Source organism: Herbaspirillum huttiense (genome assembly GCF_004367745.1).
Taxonomy (GTDB): domain Bacteria; phylum Pseudomonadota; class Gammaproteobacteria; order Burkholderiales; family Burkholderiaceae_D; genus Herbaspirillum; species Herbaspirillum huttiense.
Genome location: NZ_CP037993.1, coordinates 3,395,724 through 3,414,289 on the forward strand (window position 1 = coordinate 3,395,724; position 18,566 = coordinate 3,414,289).

Consider the following 18,566-nt stretch of genomic DNA (forward strand, 5'->3'; position numbering starts at 1 on the left):
TCAACCCTCCGCCGCAGCGTCCTCGCCGGCGGCGGCAGCGGCGCGGCGTGCATCCTGCTCGCGGAAGAAGGCTTGTACCACCTCCAGCTCGCGCGTGCGCTTGAAGGGCGGCAGGCTCTGCCAGATACGGCGACCGTAATTCTTGGTGATGATGCGCGGATCGCAGATCATCAGCACGCCGCGGTCGCCCTCGTCACGGATCAGGCGACCCGCGCCCTGCTTCAGGTTGATGATGGCCGCCGGCAACTGGTGGTGCACGAAGCCGTTCAGGCCCTGCTTTTCCATTTCGCTGATACGGGCCGCCAGCACCGGATCATCCGGTGGAGAAAACGGCAGCTTGTCGATGATGACCAGGGACAGTGCGTCGCCACGCACGTCCACGCCTTCCCAGAAGCTCTGGCTACCGATCAGCACGCCATTGCCCGCAGCGCGGAAACGGTCCAGCAACTCCGTACGTCCCGCCTCGCCCTGCACGAACAGCGGGAAATCATGGCCGCGCGCGTCGAACTCGGCGCGCAGCCGCTCCGCTGCACGATTGACTGCACGCAGCGTAGTGCACAGGAAGAAGCAGCGGCCGCCGGCGGCCTCGATGGTCGGCAGTGCGGCATCGATGACGGCATCGGTGTATTCAAACGAATTCGGCTGTGGCAGGTTTTGCGGTACGTACAGCAGCCCCTGCTCGGCATAATTGAAAGGGCTCGGCCACGATTGCGCCGGGGCATTCCACAGGCCCATCTGGGCTGCGTAGTGATTGAAATCCTTCTTCACTGCCAGCGTCGCCGACGTGAAGATCCATGAACGCGGCGTACCCTCGCGCTGCTTGTTGAAGATGGGCGCGATCGACAGCGGCGTGCGGTGCAGCTGCAGCGAGGACTGGAAGGCTTCCACCCAGAGCACGTAGAAGGGTTTCTGCGCTGGCGAATCTTCCTGCTCCTCACCCTCGCCTGCTCGCTTGTTGTCGGCGGGCTTGGCCGCTGCCTTGGCGGCGGCTTCGGCCTGGATCTTGGCCAGTTCGTCGGGCGTGCCCCAGTTTTCCAGCTGCCGCAGCAATTCATTGGCACGGTCGCGGCACTGCTCGATGGTCTCGGCACGTTCGGCCTGTTTTTCGAGCACGGCGATCATGTCGTCCATGCAGTCCTTCAGCGTGTCGAGCGACGGGAAGAAGGCGCTGGAAGGCGCAATCTGGTTCAGCGCCAGGCGTACCGATTCTTCCGGGAAAGCCAGCCGCAGATCGCGTGCCGCGCGCTCCACCGGAGCGACCAGGCGCGCCCAGTCAGCGCCATCGCGGGCGTGCGACAGGCCTTCGGCCAGCACGTCGCGGCAGAGTTCGAGAATCTGCGAGGTGGAGATGGTCTCGCCAAAGAACAGCGTGGCCGTATCCGGCAACTGGTGCGCTTCGTCGAAGATGACGGTATTGGCCGAGGGCAGCAGTTCGGCGATGCCGGTGTCCTTCAGGGCCACATCAGCGAAGAACAGGTGGTGATTGACCACCACCACATCAGCCTGCTGCGCTTCCTTGCGCGCCTTCATGACGAAGCAATCCTGGTAGTACTGGCATTCAGCCCCGAAACAGGTATCTCGGGTGGAGGTCACCAGATTCCATACCGAAGCCGTCTCCGGCACCTTGGTCAGCTCGGCCTTGTCGCCGGAGGAAGTGGATTTGACGAAGCGCGAGATCTCGCGCAGGTAGCCCACATCCTCGCGCGCGGTCAGGCGGCCGTTCTGCAGGGTGCGCTCCAGGTGGAAGTGGCAGACATAATTGCTGCGCCCCTTGAGCAGCGCCACCGAGACGGGCGCATGCAAGGCCTTGCGCACGGTGGGGATATCACGATTGAAGAGCTGGTCCTGCAGCGTCTTGGTGCCGGTGGAGACGATGGTCTTGCCGCCCCACAGCAAGGCCGGGACGAGGTAGGCAAAGGTCTTGCCGGTACCGGTACCGGCCTCGGCGATCAGCGTACCTTGGTTGGCGATGGCGTCGGCGATGGCCTTGGCCATCTCGGTCTGGGCATGACGCGGGCGATAGCTGCCAACGGCACCGCCCAAGGGACCGCCTTCACCGAACAGGCGCTCGACCTCGGCATCATGGAGACCTGGTTCTTCGGGGGCAGCGCCCTCCTTCCCGGCGGGAGCGGTGCGACTGTCGGCGTTGTGGGCGGGGGCTTCGGGAGCTGTCACTGCGGCAAACCTGTAGAAGAACACGTGTGGCGCAGGCATCGGCGATACCGGCGCATCTTGCACGTCATTGGGAACAAGGCGCTATTTTACGCGGAGTCGGCAGCACACCCCCGACTCGCATGAAGGACACAGGAACGTGGACCGCGGATTTCGAGAAGCTCGCCAGCAGGAGCAGGCGCGCAGCGGGGCTCAGGCGGGGATATCGGGGACCAGCTGCATCTTCAGCAGCGCAATGTGGTCCTTCAGTTGCAGCTTGCGCTTCTTGAGGCGGCGCAGTTGCAGGTCCTCCGAACGGGCATCGCGGATGAGCATGTCGATCACGCTATCGAGATCACGGTGCTCGACTTCGAGTTCGATGATGCGGCGCTGGATGTCTTCGCGATGCGTACTGGTCATGATGGCGGCTGGTTGCTGATGTGCTTGCTAGTGTAATGCACCCGCAGGCCCACGCCAAATCGGCATGGGCCTGCGGACGGAGGGGCCAGCGTCAGAACGCCTTACTTGGCGGCGGGCTGCTGCGATTGCTGCTGTTGCTGGTCCTGCTGTTGCTTCTGCTTGCGCTCGGCGCGTTCACGCTCGTTTTCGGCCTTCTTGCGCTCCACTTCCAGGCGGTGCTCCTCGGCTTCCTGGATGCGGCGCTGACGTTCGGCGGCGTTGGCGGCGCGCGACGGTGCGCGCGCGGCTTCCTCAGCCTGCTGGCGCTGGACTTCCGCCTCGTGCTGACGCACACGGTAATCGGCCGGCACGTTCTTGTTCTGGTCGATACGTTGCTGGACTTCGCTGTTCTTGGTGCGGCTTTCCTGGACCTTGCGGGCGGAATCGGCTTCTTTCTGCTTCTGGTCGGCCAGGCGGCGGGCGGAATCTTCCTCGTCCTTGGCGCGCTGCTCGGCCAGTGAACGATCACGGTCGTCCACGGTGGCCTGGCGCTGGAACACCTTGGCCTCGTACTCCACCGCCTTGATGCCCTTGTCGGTCAGACGCTTGCGGTCGCGCGCGGCTTCCAGGCAGTCCGAGACCAGGAATTTGGGATAGCAGGCACGCTGATCAAGGATGTAGCGCAGTTCGGCCACCTGCCGGTCTTCGGCGGCTTCATCCAGCGCCTTTTGTGCCGCTTCGTCGGACTTGATGGAGCCGGCAGGATAACGCTGCGCAATCGGCGCACGCGCTTCCAGTTCGTCGAAGCGTTCACGGCTCATGACGGGCGCGGGGGCAACAGGAGCAGCCTGTGGTGTCGCACCGGCATCGGCCGGGCTGACTTGTCCCTGGGCTTGCGCCTGGATCCGTCCCGGCTGTGCGCCGGACGTGGCGCTGGCCGATGCCTGCCCTTGCGCCATGCTGGCACCGGCGGCCAAGGCCAGCATCAGGCCGCACAGGGAAGAAGTGACGCCTTTGGCATCGGCAAAAAGACCTTGCATGGATTTCTTGTTCATCAGGTGGTTGTTCAGGAGAGGCTGTCGGCAATCGAGCGGCGATCCGCATCCAGGTATTCCTTCGACTGCATCTCAATGATACGTGAAACAGTACGGTGGAATTCGTTGGAAAGGGTACCGACGGTGTAAAGCTCGTCCGGCTCCACCGCGGCGGACATGATGAGCTTGACCTTGTGGTCGTAGAAGACATCGATCAGCCAGGTGAAGCGGCGCGCTTCCGAAGACATGGCCGCGGACATCCGCGGAATGCCAGACAGGATCACGGTCTGGAACCGGCTGGCCAGTTCCAGGTAGTCATTCTGCGATCGCGGGCCTCCGCACAGCGTAGCGAAGTCGAACCAGATCGCACTGCCCGCACGGCGCAGGGCGCGGATCTCGCGAGCCTCAATGTGTACGCGTGGATCTTCATCAGCCGCCTCGGCCACGGAGGCGAAGGCGGTGCGCAATTCTTCATCGGTCTTGGCGTTGAGGGGCGTGTGGTACACCTTCACCTGCTCCAGCACCCGCTTGCGGTAGTCGATGCCGGCATCGATGTTCATGACGTCCAGCTTTTCCTTCAGCAGCGCAATGGTCGGCAGCATGCGATCGCGGTGCAAGCCATCCGGATAGAGCGTGCTGGGCTCATAGTTGGAGGTCATCACAAAGGACACGCCGTGATCGAACAGCCCCTTCAGGAGGTTGTAGAGGATCATCGCATCGGCGATGTCGGAGACGTGGAATTCGTCGAAACAGATCAGGCGATACTTCTTGGCGATGCGCTTGGCGACTTCATCGAGGGGGTCGGAAATTCCCTTCAGTTCATCCAGCTGGCGATGCACATCGCGCATGAATTCGTGGAAGTGCAGGCGCGTCTTGCGCACCACCGGCACCACGGAATAGAAACTATCCATCAGGAAGGACTTGCCGCGCCCTACCCCGCCCCACATGTAGACGCCGCGCGGCACGGCCGGGCGGCTGATCAGGCGCTTGAAGGTGGAGGCGCGCTGGGCCTTGTAGGCGACCCATTCCTCATAGGCGCGCTGCAGGCGCTCGATGGCACGCAGCTGCGCTTCATCAGGTTGATAACCGCGCTGGGACAGCGACTGTTCGTAGAATTGACGGACATCCATGGTGTGGTCTTGTAAAACGACAATGGGCGAGCCAGGCTCGCCCATTGGGTTGGCATCTCAATGCGCACTATGCGGCAACTCGGACGCTGCCAGCCCCAAGGGCTGGCCAGGCGTCGGCGACCCGTATTGTCGCACTGATCGCGCATCAGAAGTTCAATGCGCGCTTGTCCACGGCCAGGGCCGCTTCCTTGGTCGCTTCGGACAGCGAGGGGTGAGCGTGGCAGATACGGGCGATGTCTTCCGACGACGCACGGAATTCCATCGCCACCACGGCTTCGGAGATCAGCTCGGAAGCCATCGGGCCGACGATGTGCACGCCCAGGATCTCATCGGTCTTGGCATCGGCCAGGAACTTCACCATGCCCGAGGTATCGCCCAGCGCACGGGCGCGGCCGTTGGCCAGGAACGGGAAGGTACCGGCCTTGTACTGCACGCCCTCGGCCTTGAGCTGCTGCTCGGTCTTGCCGACCCAGGCGATTTCCGGCGAGGTGTAGATGACCCAGGGAATGGTGTTGAAGTTGACGTGACCGTGCTGACCGGCGATACGTTCGGCCACGGCAACGCCTTCTTCTTCGGCCTTGTGCGCCAGCATCGGGCCGCGCACCACGTCACCCACCGCCCACACGTTGGGCAGGTTGGTCTTGCAGTCGCCGTCCACGGCGATGAAGCCGCGCTCGTCCAGCTTCAGGCCCACGCCTTCGGCGTTCAGGCCGATGGTGTTGGGGGTACGGCCGATGGAAATGATCAGCTTGTCGAATTCGCCGGTGTGGGCTTCGCCCTTGGCATCGGTGTATTCCACCGAGACGCTGTTCTTGCCAGTCTTGATGGCGCCAATCTTCACACCCAGGTTCACCGCCAGGCCTTGCTTGGTCAGCAGCTTGTGGGCTTCCTTGGCGATTTGTTCATCGACGGCACCGAGGAAGGTCGGCAGGGCTTCCAGCACGGTCACTTCCGCGCCCAGGCGACGCCAGACCGAACCCATTTCCAGGCCGATCACGCCGGCACCGATCACGCCCAGCTTCTTCGGCACTTCGGAGATGGCCAGTGCGCCGGTGTTGGAGAGGATCAGCTTTTCATCGAACTCGGCACCCGGCAATGCGCGGGCGTTCGAACCGGTCGCCACGATGACGTGCTTGGCGGTGATGGTTTCTTCGGCAGCGCCGGCGACCTTGATCTCGTAGCCATTGGCATCGCCCTTGACGAAGGAGCCACGGCCGTGGAAGAAGGTGACCTTGTTCTTCTTGAACAGGTACAGGATGCCGTCGTTGTTCTGCTTGACCACGGTATTCTTGCGGCCCAGCATCTTTTCCAGGTTCAGGCCCAGGCCCTTGACTTCGATGCCGTGCTCGGCGAAGCCGTGGCTGGCGTGTTCGTAGTGTTCGGAGGATTGCAGCAGTGCCTTGGAGGGGATGCAGCCGACGTTGGTGCAGGTGCCGCCCGGTGCGGGGCCGCCCTTTTCGTTCTTCCATTCGTCGATGCAGGCGGTGTTGAAGCCCAGTTGCGCTGCGCGGATGGCGGCGATGTAACCGCCGGGGCCGCCACCGATGACTACTACGTCAAAATTCTTGCTCATGTGTGTATTCCTGATTCGTTGTGCGCATCCGCTTTGGTCTCTTGGTCCAAAGCGGATGCAAAAAGGCGCTGAATGCCTGGGGGCCGTTCAGCGCCTCGCTCACGCCGTGATGGCCGGTTGCTTACAGATCCAGCAGCAGGCGTGCGGGATCTTCCAGAGCTTCCTTGATCGCGACCAGCGACAGGACGGCTTCACGGCCGTCGATGATGCGGTGGTCATAGGACAGCGCGAAGTAGTTGATCGGACGGACCACAACTTGACCGTTTTCAACCACAGCACGTTCCTTGGTGGCGTGGATGCCCAGGATTGCCGATTGCGGCGGGTTGATGATCGGGGTCGACAGCATCGAACCGAAGGTACCGCCGTTTGAGACGGTGAAGGTACCGCCCGACAGTTCTTCGATGGACAGCTTGCCGTCCTTGGCCTTCTGGCCGAATTCACCGATCTTCTTCTCGATGTCAGCGATGGACATCTGGTCCGCATCACGCAGGATGGGCACCACCAGGCCGCGCGGCGAACCGACGGCCACACCGATGTCGAAGTAGCCGTGGTAGACGATGTCATTGCCATCGACCGACGCGTTGACGATCGGGTACTTCTTCAGGGCGTGCACGACCGCCTTGACGAAGAAGGACATGAAGCCCAGCTTGACGCCGTGTTCCTTCTCGAACTTGTCCTTGTACTTGTTGCGCAGGTCGATGACCGGCTGCATGTTGATTTCGTTGAAGGTGGTCAGGATGGCGTTGGTCGATTGCGATTGCACCAGACGCTCGGCCACGCGGGCACGCAGGCGGCTCATCGGCACGCGCTGTTCCGGACGGCTTTCCAGGCCAGCCTTGACCGGGGCAGCAACTTGCGCCAGGGCCGGCTTGGCAGCGGCAGCAGGTGCAGCGGCGGGAGCCGACAGGGCACCCAGTACGTCGCCCTTGGTCACGCGGCCATCCTTGCCGGTGCCGGTGACTTGCGAGGTCGACAGGTTGTTGTCGGCCAGCAGCTTGGCAGCGGCGGGCATGGCGACGTCGCCCTTGGAAGCCAGCTCGGGAGCGGCGACCGGGGTCGGTTCGTTGGTCGATTGCGGTGCCGGGGCAGCCTTGACTTCGGTCGGGGCCACTTGCGCGGAAGCGTCGGTGTCCAGGATGGCGATCACTTCACCAGCCACGACGGTGGCACCGTCGGCCTTGATGATCTGGGTGATCACGCCGGCGTCCGGCGAGGGCAGTTCCAGCACGACCTTGTCGGTCTCGATGTCGATCAGGTTTTCGTCACGGGCCACCGGTTCGCCAACCTTCTTGTGCCATTGCAGCAGGGTTGCTTCGGCAACGGATTCCGACAACTGCGGGACTTTTACTTCGATTTGAGCCATTTTCAGGATTCTCCGATTTTCGGGTGATTTCGTTCTTATGGAAACAGGGACGCACTGCCCTCGCAGCGCGTCCCGTTTGCATCGATGATTACTTGGTCAGCACAAAGCCCTTGAGCTTGGCGAAGGCGGTTTCGATCAGCGCCTTTTGCTGTGCGTAGTGCTTGTCGTAGTAACCGACGGCCGGCGAGGCGCTGGCCGGGCGGCCTGCATAGGCCAGCTTCTGACCTTCGGAGAGATTCTCGAAGATGTTGTGCTGGATCTGCAGCCATGCGCCCTGGTTCTGCGGCTCGTCCTGTGCCCACACCAGTTCGTTGAAGTTGGGGAACTGCTTCAACGCGGCCGCGAAGGCCTTGTGCGGGAACGGATACAGCTGCTCGACGCGGATGATGGCGGTATCGGTCTGGCCACGTTCCTTGCGGGCGTTGACCAGGTCGTAGTACACCTTGCCCGAGCAGGCGACGATGCGCTTGACCTTCTTGGCGTCGATGGTTTCATCGACTTCCGGAATCACGGTCTGGAACGAACCCTTGGCCAGGTCGGACAGCGGCGAACCGGCGTCCTTGTTACGCAGCAGCGACTTCGGGGTCATGATGATCAGCGGCTTGCGGAACAGACGGATCATCTGGCGACGCAGCAGGTGGAAGATCTGCGCAGCGGTAGTGGGCTGCACGACCTGCATGTTGTTGTCGGCGCACAGCTGGAGGTAACGCTCGATACGTGCCGAGGAGTGTTCCGGACCCTGGCCTTCGTAGCCGTGGGGCAGCATCTGCACCAGGCCCGAAGCACGGCCCCACTTCACTTCGCCGGAGCTGATGAACTGGTCCATGACGACCTGGGCACCGTTGGCGAAGTCGCCGAACTGGGCTTCCCAGATGGTCAGGGTGTTCGGTTCCGCGGTCGAGTAGCCGTATTCGAAGGCCAGCACGGCTTCTTCGGACAGCACCGAGTCGATCACGGTGAAGGTGGACTGGTTTTCAGCCACGTTCTGCAGCGGGATGAAGGTACCGGCATCCCAACGTTCGCGGTTCTGGTCGTGCAGCACGGCGTGACGGTGGGTGAAGGTGCCACGGCCGGCATCCTGGCCGGTCAGGCGCACGGCATAGCCGGAAGAAACCAGGCTGGCGTAGGCCAGGTGTTCACCCATGCCCCAGTCCAGGTTCATTTCGCCACGGCCCATGGCGGCGCGGTCGTTCAAGACCTTCTCGACCAGCGAGTGCACCTTGAAGCCTTCCGGCACCGAGGTGATCTTGGTGGCCAGGCGCTTCAGCTCAGCCAGCGGCACGGCGGTTTCAGCCGCGTCGGTCCACTTGCGGTTCAGGAACGGCAGCCAGTCGACGGCGTACTTGCTCTTGAAGTTGGTCAGTACCGGATCAATGGCGTGCTTGCCGGCATCCATCGCAGCGCGGTAAGCCTTGACCAGCTCTTCGCCGCCATCGGCGGGGATGGTCTGCTGGGTCACCAGCTTGTCGGCGTACAGCTTGCGGGTACCAGGGTGCTGGGCGATCTTCTTGTACATCAGCGGCTGGGTCAGAGCAGGGGTGTCTTGCTCGTTGTGGCCCAGTTTGCGGAAGCAGATGATGTCGACCACGATGTCCTTCTTGAACTTCATGCGGTAGTCGACAGCGATCTGGGTGGCGAACACGACGGCTTCCGGATCATCACCGTTGACGTGCAGCACCGGGGCTTCGATCATCTTGACCACGTCCGAGCAGTACAGGGTCGAACGGGAGTCGCGCGGGTCGGAAGTGGTGAAACCGATCTGGTTGTTGATGACGATGTGAACGGTACCGCCCGTGCCGTAGCCACGGGTCTGTGCCAGGTTCAGGGTTTCCATCACCACGCCTTGGCCGGCGAAGGCGGCATCGCCGTGCACCAGGATCGGCAGCACTTGCGAACCATCCTTGTCGCCGCGGCGATCCATACGCGCCTTGACCGAACCCTCGACCACCGGGTTGACGATTTCCAGGTGGGACGGGTTGAAGGCCAGCGACAGGTGGACCGGGCCGCCAGGGGTCGACACGTCCGAGGAGAAGCCTTGGTGGTACTTGACGTCACCGGCCGGCAGGTCGTCAGCGTGACGGCCTTCGAATTCGGAGAACAGTTCCTGCGGGGTCTTGCCCAGGATGTTGACCAGCACGTTCAGGCGGCCACGGTGGGCCATGCCGATCACGATTTCCTGCACACCCTTTTCACCGGCGCGCTGGATGGTTTCATCCAGGGACGCGATGAAGGACTCGCCACCTTCCAGCGAGAAGCGCTTCTGGCCGACGTACTTGGTGTGGAGGTAGCGCTCCAGGCCTTCAGCAGCGGTCAGGCGCTCCAGGATGTGCTTCTTCTTCTCGGAGGAGAAGCTGGGCACGGCACGGGTCGGCTCCAGGCGCTCTTCCAGCCAGCGCACTTCCGACATGTCGGAGATGTAGGTGAACTCGGCACCGATGGAGCGCGTGTAGGTGTCGCGCAGCATCTGCAGCAGGTCGCGCAGCGAGGCGGTTTCCGGGCCGAAGTAGGTATTGTTGATGTTGAACACGATGTCCATGTCGGCATCGGTGAAGCCGTAGAAGGAGGGATCGAGTTCGGGGATGTTGGGTCGTTCCTGGCGTTGCAGCGGGTCCAGGTTGGCGAAACGGGAACCGAGGTCACGGTAGCCGGCGATCAGCTGGGTAACAGCGACGCGCTTGCGGCCCATGTCGGAGTCGGCAGAAGCGATGACGGTGCGGATCGGGCCTTGCTTGGCACGTTCGGCGAAGGAAGCGATCACCGGAGCGTGGGCCACATCGGGACGGGTAGAGCCGTCGGTGGCGGGAACGTGTTGCACGGCGTCGAAGTAAGCACGCCAGTTGTCAGGGACGGAGCCGGGATTGTTCAGGTAGGCTTCGTACAGTTCTTCGATGTACGGAGCATTCCCACCGAACAGGTAGGAGTTGATGTTGTATTGCTCGTAGAGCTTTGTCATTTGCTCACCTTTCTTCGCGCTTCGCGAGATTAGCGGGTTTCTACACCTTCCGCGACACGGCCTGACCGGTTAGCGGATTGCATCAAGTTGTGGGGGAAGGACCTTGTCTACCTGAACTTCTGTACGTCATCCAGTCAGCGCATCGGAATTATATCTCCTAATATCAAATAAAAAAGCGAATCCTAAGGGATTCGCTTTTTTATTTGAAACATGAAGCAACGGGCGTTTCCGCCCGCCAACGCACGCCCGCAAAGCTTTGCTGCGCGGGGCTCGCTGCCCTCCTCCGATTACTCCCGGAAGACGGGAAACGCGGCGTTGCGATGCCTTAGTTGTCCGTCCGACAAGGCAGACGAACAACATCCGGCGATCAGCGCTTGTCGATCGGGGGAACGTCGCGACGCGGCGAGCCGACGAACAGCTGACGCGGACGGCCGATCTTCTGTTCCGGATCCGAGATCATTTCGTTCCACTGGGCGATCCAGCCGATGGTACGGGCCATGGCGAAGATGCAGGTGAACATCGAAGTCGGGATACCCAGGGCGCGCTGCACGATGCCGGAGTAGAAGTCGACGTTCGGGTACAGCTTGCGGGAGACGAAGTAGTCGTCTTCCAGGGCGATCTTTTCCAGCTCCATGGCCAGCTTGAACAGCGGGTCGTCGTGCAGGCCCAGTTCGTTCAGGACTTCGTAGCAGGTTTCGCGCATCAGCTTGGCACGCGGGTCGTAGTTCTTGTAGACGCGGTGACCGAAGCCCATCAGCTTCACGCCGGAGTTCTTGTCCTTCACTTGCTTGATGAACTCGGGGATGTTTTCGACGGAGCCGATCTGTTCCAGCATGTTCAGGGCGGCTTCGTTGGCACCACCGTGGGCAGGACCCCACAGGCAGGCGATGCCGGCAGCGATACATGCGAACGGGTTGGCACCGGAGGAGCCGGCCAGGCGCACGGTCGAGGTCGAAGCGTTCTGTTCGTGGTCGGCGTGCAGGATCAGGATGCGGTCCAGTGCGCGCACCAGGACTTCGTTGACCTGATACTCTTCGCACGGGTTGGCGAACATCATGCGCATGAAGTTGGCCGTGTAGGACAGGTCATTGCGCGGGTACACGAAAGGCTGGCCGATGCTGTACTTGTAGGCCATCGCCACCAGGGTCGGCAGCTTGGCGATCATGCGGATGGCCGAGACTTCGCGGTGGTTGGCGTTGGAGATGTCCAGCGAATCGTGGTAGAAGGCCGACAGGGCGCCCACCGAGCCGGTCAGCACCGCCATCGGGTGCGCATCGCGGCGGAAGCCACGGAAGAAGAAGTTCATCTGCTCGTGCACCATGGTGTGCTGGGTCACGGTCTTGACGAATTCTTCCTTCTGGGTGGCGTTGGGCAGTTCACCGTGCAGCAGCAGGTAGCAGGATTCCAGGAAGTCGCAGTTCACCGCCAGCTGTTCGATCGGGTAGCCGCGGTACAGCAGTTCGCCCTTGTCGCCATCGATGTAGGTGATGGACGAGTTGCAGGAAGCGGTGGACATGAAGCCCGGGTCATAGGTGAACTTGCCGGTAGCGCCGTAGAGCTTGCGGATATCGATCACATCAGGGCCGATGCTGCCCTTGTAGATAGGAAAATCTACGGACGGAGAGCCGTCGGAGAACGACAGGGTAGCTTTGATATCGGTATTGGACATAGCTTTTCCTTTTGCTGGGATGGTGAAACCGTTAATCAAACGCCGCGACCGCAAGCCCGGCGTCATCGTGGTTCAGATGCGCCGGGTGGCGAGTGGGAACAGGCCGCGATCGGGCAAAATCGGTCTGGCTTGTGGCCAGGCGCAATATTCGTGCAACAGTCAGGCAGTACGCAGTTTCTTCAGCAACGCATGCACTTGGGGCAGGTCAACCGCCGCTTCCGGCTCCTTGCGGGCCAGCAGCAAGTCCATCAGGTCGTTGTCGGTCAGGTCCATCAGGCGCGAGAAGGCATCCACCTCGTCATCGCTCATCTGGGCCTCGTTGGCATCCAGATAGCGGGTGAGGATCAGATCGTTCTCCAGCAGCCCGCGGCGCGCACGCCAGCGCAGTCGCGCCCGCTTGGCCGGATCATCCTGGTGACGCTGTTCAGTCATGAACTCGCTCATTTCTAGTCTTTCCATTCACTTCAACCGGACCAAAACCGAAGGAACCGGTCGGGGAAGCCGCTTCCAGCCCTGCTCCCCCTTGCTGCCGCCCGCCATGGACGGCGGGTCTGGCAGGCATCACACCGATCCGGCTTACACCGAACGGCGCACCATCAGTTCCTTGATCTTGCCGATGGCCTTGTTGGGGTTCAGACCCTTGGGGCAGACATCGACGCAGTTCATGATGGAACGGCAACGGAACAGGCGATACGGGTCTTCCAGGTTGTCCAGGCGCGCACCGGTGGCTTCGTCGCGGCTGTCGGCGATGAAGCGGTAGGCTTGCAGCAGGCCGGCCGGGCCGACGAACTTGTCCGGGTTCCACCAGAACGACGGGCAGGAAGTCGAGCAGCAGGCGCACAGGATGCACTCGTAGACGCCATCGAGCTCTTCACGCTGTTCGGGCGACTGCAGGCGCTCCTTCTCGGGCGGGATGCTGTCGTTGATCAGGTAGGGCTTGATCGAGTCGTATTGCTTGAAGAAGTTCGTCATGTCCACGATCAGGTCGCGGATCACCGGCAGGCCGGGCAACGGCTTCAGAACGATGGGTTCGGTCAGTTCGTTCAGGTTGGTGATGCAGGCCAGGCCGTTCTTGCCGTTGATGTTCATGGCGTCGGAACCGCACACGCCTTCGCGGCAGGAGCGGCGCAGCGCCAGGGAATCGTCAACGTCGGACTTGATGCGCTGCAGGGCATCGAGCAGCATCTTGTCGGTGGGCTTCAGCTCCACCGTCAGGTCTTGCATGTACGGCTTGTCGTCCTTGTCCGGATCGTAACGGTAGATCTTGAATTTCAGGGTGCGAGTCATGTTGCGACCTCTTAGAAAGTACGTGCTTTAGGTTTGAAAGTCTCGACGGTCAGCGGCTGCATGTTGACCGGCTTGTAGTCGAGACGATTCCCCTCGGAGAACCACAGCGTATGCTTGAGCCAGTTCACGTCGTCGCGCTGCTCGTGGTCGCTTTGCGCGTGGGCGCCGCGCGATTCCTTGCGGGCTTCGGCCGAGGTGATGGTGGCCTTGGCGGTTTCGATCAGGTTGTCCAGTTCCAGCGCTTCCACGCGGGCGGTGTTGAAGACCTTGGACTTGTCCTTGAAGGAGACGTGCTTGCGACGCTCATCCAGTTCCATGATCTTTTGAACGCCTTCCTTCAACAGGGCATCGGTACGGAACACGCCGCAGTACTTCTGCATCGTGGCACGGATGTCGTTGGCCACATCCTGCACGCGCTCGGAACCGGTGCTGCTTTCCAGGTGCGCGATGCGTTCCAGCGAGCGGTCCAGGGCCCCGGCCGGGATCGGCTTGTGGCTCTGGTCCTGCAGGCGGCTGCCGACGATGTGGTTGCCAGCTGCGCGGCCGAAGACCACCAGGTCCAGCAGCGAGTTGGTACCCAGGCGGTTGGCGCCGTGCACCGAGACGCAGGCGCATTCGCCGATGGCGTACATGCCCTGCACCACTTCCTTCATCGAACCGCCCTTGGGCGCGACCACCTGACCGTGGATGTTGGTGGGGATGCCACCCATCTGGTAGTGGATGGTCGGCACGACAGGGATAGGCTCCTTGGTCGCATCGACGTTGGCGAACTTGTGGGCGATTTCCAGGATCGAGGGCAGGCGCTTCTTGATGGTGTCGGCACCGATGTGGCGCAGATCCAGCAGCACGTGATCCTTGTGGGGACCGACGCCGCGGCCTTCCTTGATTTCCTGGTCCATCGAACGCGAGACGAAGTCACGCGGTGCCAAGTCCTTCAGGGTCGGCGCATAGCGCTCCATGAAGCGTTCGCCGTTGCTGTTGATCAGGATGCCGCCTTCGCCGCGCACGCCTTCGGTGATCAGCACGCCCGCACCGGCCACGCCGGTCGGGTGGAACTGCCAGAACTCCATGTCCTGCAGCGGCAGGCCGGCACGTGCGGCCATACCCATGCCGTCGCCGGTGTTGATGAAGGCATTGGTCGATGCCGCCCAGATACGGCCTGCGCCGCCGGTGGCGAACAGGGTGGTCTTCGCGTGCAGCATCATGATTTCGCCGGTTTCCATTTCCAGCGCCACCACGCCGAGGACATCGCCCTCTTCGTTGCGGATCACGTCCAGCGCCATCCACTCGACGAAGAAGTGGGTCTTGGCGCGCACGTTGCGCTGGTACAGGGTGTGCAACAGCGCGTGACCGGTACGGTCAGCAGCCGCACAGGCACGCTGCACAGGCTTTTCGCCCAGGTTGGCGGTGTGGCCGCCGAAAGGACGCTGGTAGATGGTGCCGTCCGGGTTGCGGTCGAAGGGCATGCCGAAGTGTTCCAGCTCGTAGACGGCCTTCGGTGCTTCGCGACACATGAACTCGATGGCGTCCTGGTCGCCCAGGTAGTCCGAACCCTTGACGGTGTCGAACATGTGCCAGTACCAGTTGTCTTCAGACATGTTGCCCAGCGAAGCGCCGATGCCGCCTTGGGCAGCCACGGTGTGCGAGCGGGTCGGGAAGACCTTGGACAGGACAGCGACGTTCAGGCCGGCTTCGGCCAGTTGCAGCGAGGCGCGCATGCCGGAGCCACCGGCGCCGACGATGACCGCGTCAAAGCGGCGGGTAGTGATGGCGGATTTGATAGCAGCCACGATTAGTTTCTCCACAGAATCTGCGCGGCATAGCCAGCGCAACCGATCAGCCACACGATAGTGGCAACTTGCAGGACCAGACGGGTGCCAACGGGCTTGACGTAGTCCATCAGCGCGTCACGCACGCCAATCCAGGCGTGGAAGAACAGCGCCATGAACACGGCAAAGGTGGCCACCTTGAACCATTGATGCGAGAACAGCGCCGCCCAGCCCTGGTAGCTGAAGTTGGTCGAGGTGAAGAAGCACACCAGCAGGATGACGGTGTAGACGGCCATCACGACGGCGGTCGCGCGTTGCGCCAGCCAGTCACGCAGGCCATAGTGGGCGCCAACGACCAGGCGCTTGGGTCCGATGTTGTTATCAGCCATTTTCAGAACACTCCGAACAGTTTCAATGCGACCAGGATCATCAGCGCGATGCTGACCACCAGGACAGTTGCCGAGGACTTGCGTGCGCTGTCCTTGTCCAGGCCAACGTGGTTGTCCATGATCAGGTGGCGGATGCCGGCGCAGAAGTGATGCAGGTAGGCCCAGGAAAGTGCCAGGATGACGAGCTTGACGAACCAGCCCGAGACGAAGCCCTTGAGATAGGCGAAAGTACCTTCCGAGAGCAGGCTGCTGTCCAGCAGGAACAGGATGAAAGGCAGCATCAGGAACAGGAACAGACCGCTGATGCGGTGCATGATCGAGACGATGGCTGCCAGAGGCATGCGATAGCCGGCAATTTGGGTTAGGTGTATGTTACGAAATTGCGGCCGTTGTGGTTTAGCGGCTTCAGACATACAAGGTTCTCCTCAGTTTAAAACAATCATGCAATTTTCGCCGATTTTCGAAATCACCATCAACTTTTATTGCGCTTCGCAGCATGCCGAAAAGGCTTGACACCAGCCCTTCTGCGCTGGACAGGCAGGACCCGCCAGCACCCGATCATGACCGGTTTCGGTTTGCTCAGCTCAACTCGCTTTGGTAATGATGATTCGTCGTCAGGTACAGACCGCGCCGCATTTCCACCGGCTTGTCGCCATAGGTAAATGAAGCCCGCTCCACACTCAGCAACGGCGTTTGGGGCGTTACGCCCAGAAACTCTGCGGCATCCGGATCCGCCCCGACGGCACGGATGCGTTCTTCGGCACGGATCATGCGCGTGCCGAACTCGGACTCGAACAGGCCATACAGGGGCCCGCGGTATTCCATGAGGCGCTCGGCCGTCAGCCCCTTGAAGATGGCGCCAGGCAGCCAGATGTCTTCGAGGATGATGGGAGTGCCGTTGAAGGACTTGACACGGCGAATGAAAATGACGGAGTCACCCGACTTCATGTCGAGCTGACGGGCCACTTCGGCCGAGGCGCGAACGCGCTTGACTTCGATGATCTTGTTTTCGGGACGCTGCGGCTCGTCGCTGTCGGCCATCAGCCGCAGGAAGCGGAACTGCGCCTGGGTCTCGTGATGGGTGGCAACGAAGGTTCCCTTGCCCTGGCGGCGCACCACCAGGTTTTCGGCTGCCAGTTCGTCGATGGCCTTGCGCACCGTGCCCTGGCTGACCTTGAAACGACTGCCCAGTTCGACCTCACTGGGAATGAGCTCACCGGGTTTCCACTCACCGGCTTCGAGGCGCTGCATGATGAGCGCCTTGATCTGCTGGTACAACGGACTGAAGGTGGGCGCCGGACTGGCAACACCCGCCCCCGCGGCGTGCGCGTCGACGTTGTTTGAATTGGGCAGGATCGAGCTCATAACCTCGAATTTCACCACAAAACTCCTTCCGGCGTCCAGCAAAAACTAGGCAATAATATGTCTTATATAAGACATAAGATATTGATTGACAGCAGTCTTTCGCAAGCCTACACTCGCGAGCAACCTGAAGAGCCGCAAGGCAGGCAGGAAGCGATGTACCGGCCAGTAGACGATAACGAGAATCGCTCTCATCAAGATCATTCCGATGCAGTGGTTTTCTGCAGGCAGAACACAAGTTTGACAGGTTTTTGATTTGTCGGCAGAGCCCGGTCCGAAACCAACTGACTCGCTGCGTTTTCGACGGTATCATGGCGGCCTAACAAGAATTCGAGGAAGTCGCGCATTTTCATGCGCAAACCAGAAGCCACCGCTACACGGCCCTGCCGCGCCTTGCGCGACGCGACCGCAAGCTGCGCTTCGCTGCAGTCTGAATGCTTTTTTTCATCACCTCTTTTGGAGATTCAACATGGCTAAAGCCCCCATGCGTGTTGCCGTCACCGGCGCCGCCGGTCAGATCGGTTACTCCCTGCTGTTCCGCATCGCCAACGGCGACCTGCTGGGCAAAGACCAGCCGGTCATCCTGCAACTGCTGGAAATCCCTGATGAGAAGGCTCAGAAGGCGCTCAAGGGCGTCATCATGGAAATCGACGACTGCGCCTTCCCCCTGCTGGCTGGCGTGACCGCCCACAGCGATCCGATGACCGCCTTCAAGGATGCCGACATCGCCCTGCTGGTGGGTGCCCGTCCCCGTGGCCCCGGCATGGAGCGCAAGGACCTGCTGGAAGCCAATGCCCAGATCTTCACCGTGCAAGGCAAGGCACTGGACGCCGTGGCTTCGCGCAACGTCAAGGTGCTGGTGGTCGGCAACCCGGCCAACACCAACGCCTACATCGCCATGAAGTCGGCCCCGAACCTGCCGGCCAAGAACTTCACCGCCATGCTGCGCCTGGACCACAACCGCGCCCTGTCGCAAGTGGCTGCCAAGATCGGCAAGCCGGTCTCGGCCATCGAAAAGCTGTGCGTGTGGGGCAACCACTCGCCGACCATGTACGCCGACTACCGCTTCGCGACCGCCGATGGCGCTTCCGTCAAGGACACCATCAACGACCAGGAATGGAACAAGAACGTGTTCCTGCCCACCGTCGGCAAGCGCGGCGCCGCCATCATCGAGGCTCGTGGCCTGTCCTCGGCCGCTTCGGCTGCCAACGCCGCCATCGACCACGTGCGTGACTGGGTGCTGGGCACCAACGGCAAGTGGACCACCATGGGTATCCCCTCCGACGGTTCCTACGGTATCCCCGAAGGCACCATGTTCGGCTTCCCGGTGACCACCGAAAACGGTGAGTACAAGATCGTCCAGGGCCTGGAGATCGATGAGTTCTCGCAAGAGCGCATCAACATCACGCTCAAGGAACTGCTGGAAGAGCGCGAAGGCGTCAAGCATCTGGTCGGCTAATTGACCACGGCGCGGCGGCCCTTGCCGG

At 61.7% G+C, this 18,566-nt stretch carries 15 protein-coding genes; 1 reads left to right on the forward strand and 14 read right to left on the reverse strand.

The features are described from left to right. The 14 genes from E2K99_RS15240 to E2K99_RS15305 all read right to left on the reverse strand — a co-directional run bounded on the left by E2K99_RS15240 (nucleotide 1) and on the right by E2K99_RS15305 (nucleotide 17,082). Nucleotides 1-2,214 (reverse strand): DNA repair helicase YoaA, encoded by a 2,214-nt coding sequence (locus E2K99_RS15240; protein ID WP_240733728.1) that lies wholly within the window; start codon nucleotides 2,212-2,214, stop codon nucleotides 1-3. Between the two features lie 150 nt (nucleotides 2,215-2,364). Beyond that, nucleotides 2,365-2,571, reverse strand: coding sequence for a YdcH family protein (locus tag E2K99_RS15245; protein WP_006463294.1), 207 nt, complete (start codon nucleotides 2,569-2,571; stop codon nucleotides 2,365-2,367). 101 nt (nucleotides 2,572-2,672) lie between these two features. After that, nucleotides 2,673-3,605, reverse strand: coding sequence for a hypothetical protein (locus E2K99_RS15250; protein WP_134222778.1), 933 nt, complete (start codon nucleotides 3,603-3,605; stop codon nucleotides 2,673-2,675). Nucleotides 3,606-3,616: 11 nt separating this feature from the next. Then, complete coding sequence (gene zapE, locus E2K99_RS15255; protein WP_121041911.1) at nucleotides 3,617-4,714, reverse strand: cell division protein ZapE; 1,098 nt, start codon at nucleotides 4,712-4,714, stop codon at nucleotides 3,617-3,619. Between the two features lie 145 nt (nucleotides 4,715-4,859). Further along, on the reverse strand, nucleotides 4,860-6,287 hold the full coding sequence (lpdA, locus tag E2K99_RS15260) for a dihydrolipoyl dehydrogenase (protein WP_134222779.1): 1,428 nt from the start codon (nucleotides 6,285-6,287) through the stop codon (nucleotides 4,860-4,862). A gap of 121 nt (nucleotides 6,288-6,408) precedes the next feature. Further along, nucleotides 6,409-7,650 (reverse strand): 2-oxoglutarate dehydrogenase complex dihydrolipoyllysine-residue succinyltransferase, encoded by a 1,242-nt coding sequence (gene odhB, locus E2K99_RS15265; RefSeq protein ID WP_088753356.1) that lies wholly within the window; start codon nucleotides 7,648-7,650, stop codon nucleotides 6,409-6,411. Nucleotides 7,651-7,738: 88 nt separating this feature from the next. Further along, the gene (locus E2K99_RS15270; protein ID WP_058896045.1) at nucleotides 7,739-10,603 is read right to left on the reverse strand and encodes a 2-oxoglutarate dehydrogenase E1 component; all 2,865 of its coding nucleotides are present in this window, start codon (nucleotides 10,601-10,603) and stop codon (nucleotides 7,739-7,741) included. Between the two features lie 367 nt (nucleotides 10,604-10,970). Beyond that, nucleotides 10,971-12,272: a citrate synthase gene (gltA, locus tag E2K99_RS15275; protein WP_134222780.1), complete on the reverse strand. Its 1,302-nt coding sequence runs from the start codon at nucleotides 12,270-12,272 to the stop codon at nucleotides 10,971-10,973. Nucleotides 12,273-12,431: 159 nt separating this feature from the next. After that, nucleotides 12,432-12,716 carry an FAD assembly factor SdhE gene (locus tag E2K99_RS15280; protein WP_008329929.1) on the reverse strand — a complete coding sequence of 95 codons (285 nt, stop codon included), beginning with the start codon at nucleotides 12,714-12,716 and terminating at the stop codon, nucleotides 12,432-12,434. 132 nt (nucleotides 12,717-12,848) lie between these two features. Beyond that, nucleotides 12,849-13,559 carry a succinate dehydrogenase iron-sulfur subunit gene (locus E2K99_RS15285; protein WP_006463281.1) on the reverse strand — a complete coding sequence of 237 codons (711 nt, stop codon included), beginning with the start codon at nucleotides 13,557-13,559 and terminating at the stop codon, nucleotides 12,849-12,851. Between the two features lie 11 nt (nucleotides 13,560-13,570). Continuing rightward, a complete protein-coding gene (gene sdhA, locus E2K99_RS15290; protein ID WP_034333989.1) occupies nucleotides 13,571-15,349 on the reverse strand; it encodes a succinate dehydrogenase flavoprotein subunit in 1,779 nt (592 codons plus the stop codon). A gap of 2 nt (nucleotides 15,350-15,351) precedes the next feature. After that, nucleotides 15,352-15,717: a succinate dehydrogenase, hydrophobic membrane anchor protein gene (sdhD, locus tag E2K99_RS15295; RefSeq protein ID WP_088753354.1), complete on the reverse strand. Its 366-nt coding sequence runs from the start codon at nucleotides 15,715-15,717 to the stop codon at nucleotides 15,352-15,354. Nucleotides 15,718-15,719: 2 nt separating this feature from the next. After that, nucleotides 15,720-16,130: a succinate dehydrogenase, cytochrome b556 subunit gene (gene sdhC / locus E2K99_RS15300; protein WP_039785325.1), complete on the reverse strand. Its 411-nt coding sequence runs from the start codon at nucleotides 16,128-16,130 to the stop codon at nucleotides 15,720-15,722. Nucleotides 16,131-16,296: 166 nt separating this feature from the next. Continuing rightward, complete coding sequence (locus E2K99_RS15305; RefSeq protein ID WP_034333992.1) at nucleotides 16,297-17,082, reverse strand: GntR family transcriptional regulator; 786 nt, start codon at nucleotides 17,080-17,082, stop codon at nucleotides 16,297-16,299. Between the two features lie 466 nt (nucleotides 17,083-17,548). Here E2K99_RS15305 and E2K99_RS15310 point away from each other — a divergent pair, with 466 nt between their 5' ends. Further along, a complete protein-coding gene (locus E2K99_RS15310) occupies nucleotides 17,549-18,538 on the forward strand; it encodes a malate dehydrogenase (protein WP_034350453.1) in 990 nt (329 codons plus the stop codon). The last annotated feature ends 28 nt before the right edge of the window (nucleotides 18,539-18,566 follow it).

Excerpts from the sequence above, each read along its gene's own strand:
- E2K99_RS15305 (WP_034333992.1), bottom strand. The coding sequence starts at position 17,082 with ATGAGCTCGATCCTGCCCAATTCAAACAACGTCGACGCGCACGCCGCG.
- E2K99_RS15280 (WP_008329929.1), bottom strand. The coding sequence starts at position 12,716 with ATGAGCGAGTTCATGACTGAACAGCGTCACCAGGATGATCCGGCCAAG.
- E2K99_RS15285 (WP_006463281.1), bottom strand. The coding sequence starts at position 13,559 with ATGACTCGCACCCTGAAATTCAAGATCTACCGTTACGATCCGGACAAG.
- E2K99_RS15250 (WP_134222778.1), bottom strand. The coding sequence starts at position 3,605 with ATGAACAAGAAATCCATGCAAGGTCTTTTTGCCGATGCCAAAGGCGTC.
- odhB (WP_088753356.1), bottom strand. The coding sequence starts at position 7,650 with ATGGCTCAAATCGAAGTAAAAGTCCCGCAGTTGTCGGAATCCGTTGCC.
- gltA (WP_134222780.1), bottom strand. The coding sequence starts at position 12,272 with ATGTCCAATACCGATATCAAAGCTACCCTGTCGTTCTCCGACGGCTCT.
- E2K99_RS15245 (WP_006463294.1), bottom strand. The coding sequence starts at position 2,571 with ATGACCAGTACGCATCGCGAAGACATCCAGCGCCGCATCATCGAACTC.
- zapE (WP_121041911.1), bottom strand. The coding sequence starts at position 4,714 with ATGGATGTCCGTCAATTCTACGAACAGTCGCTGTCCCAGCGCGGTTAT.
- E2K99_RS15310 (WP_034350453.1), top strand. The coding sequence starts at position 17,549 with ATGGCTAAAGCCCCCATGCGTGTTGCCGTCACCGGCGCCGCCGGTCAG.
- E2K99_RS15240 (WP_240733728.1), bottom strand. The coding sequence starts at position 2,214 with ATGCCTGCGCCACACGTGTTCTTCTACAGGTTTGCCGCAGTGACAGCT.
- sdhC (WP_039785325.1), bottom strand. The coding sequence starts at position 16,130 with ATGTCTGAAGCCGCTAAACCACAACGGCCGCAATTTCGTAACATACAC.
- E2K99_RS15270 (WP_058896045.1), bottom strand. The coding sequence starts at position 10,603 with ATGACAAAGCTCTACGAGCAATACAACATCAACTCCTACCTGTTCGGT.
- lpdA (WP_134222779.1), bottom strand. The coding sequence starts at position 6,287 with ATGAGCAAGAATTTTGACGTAGTAGTCATCGGTGGCGGCCCCGGCGGT.
- sdhD (WP_088753354.1), bottom strand. The coding sequence starts at position 15,717 with ATGGCTGATAACAACATCGGACCCAAGCGCCTGGTCGTTGGCGCCCAC.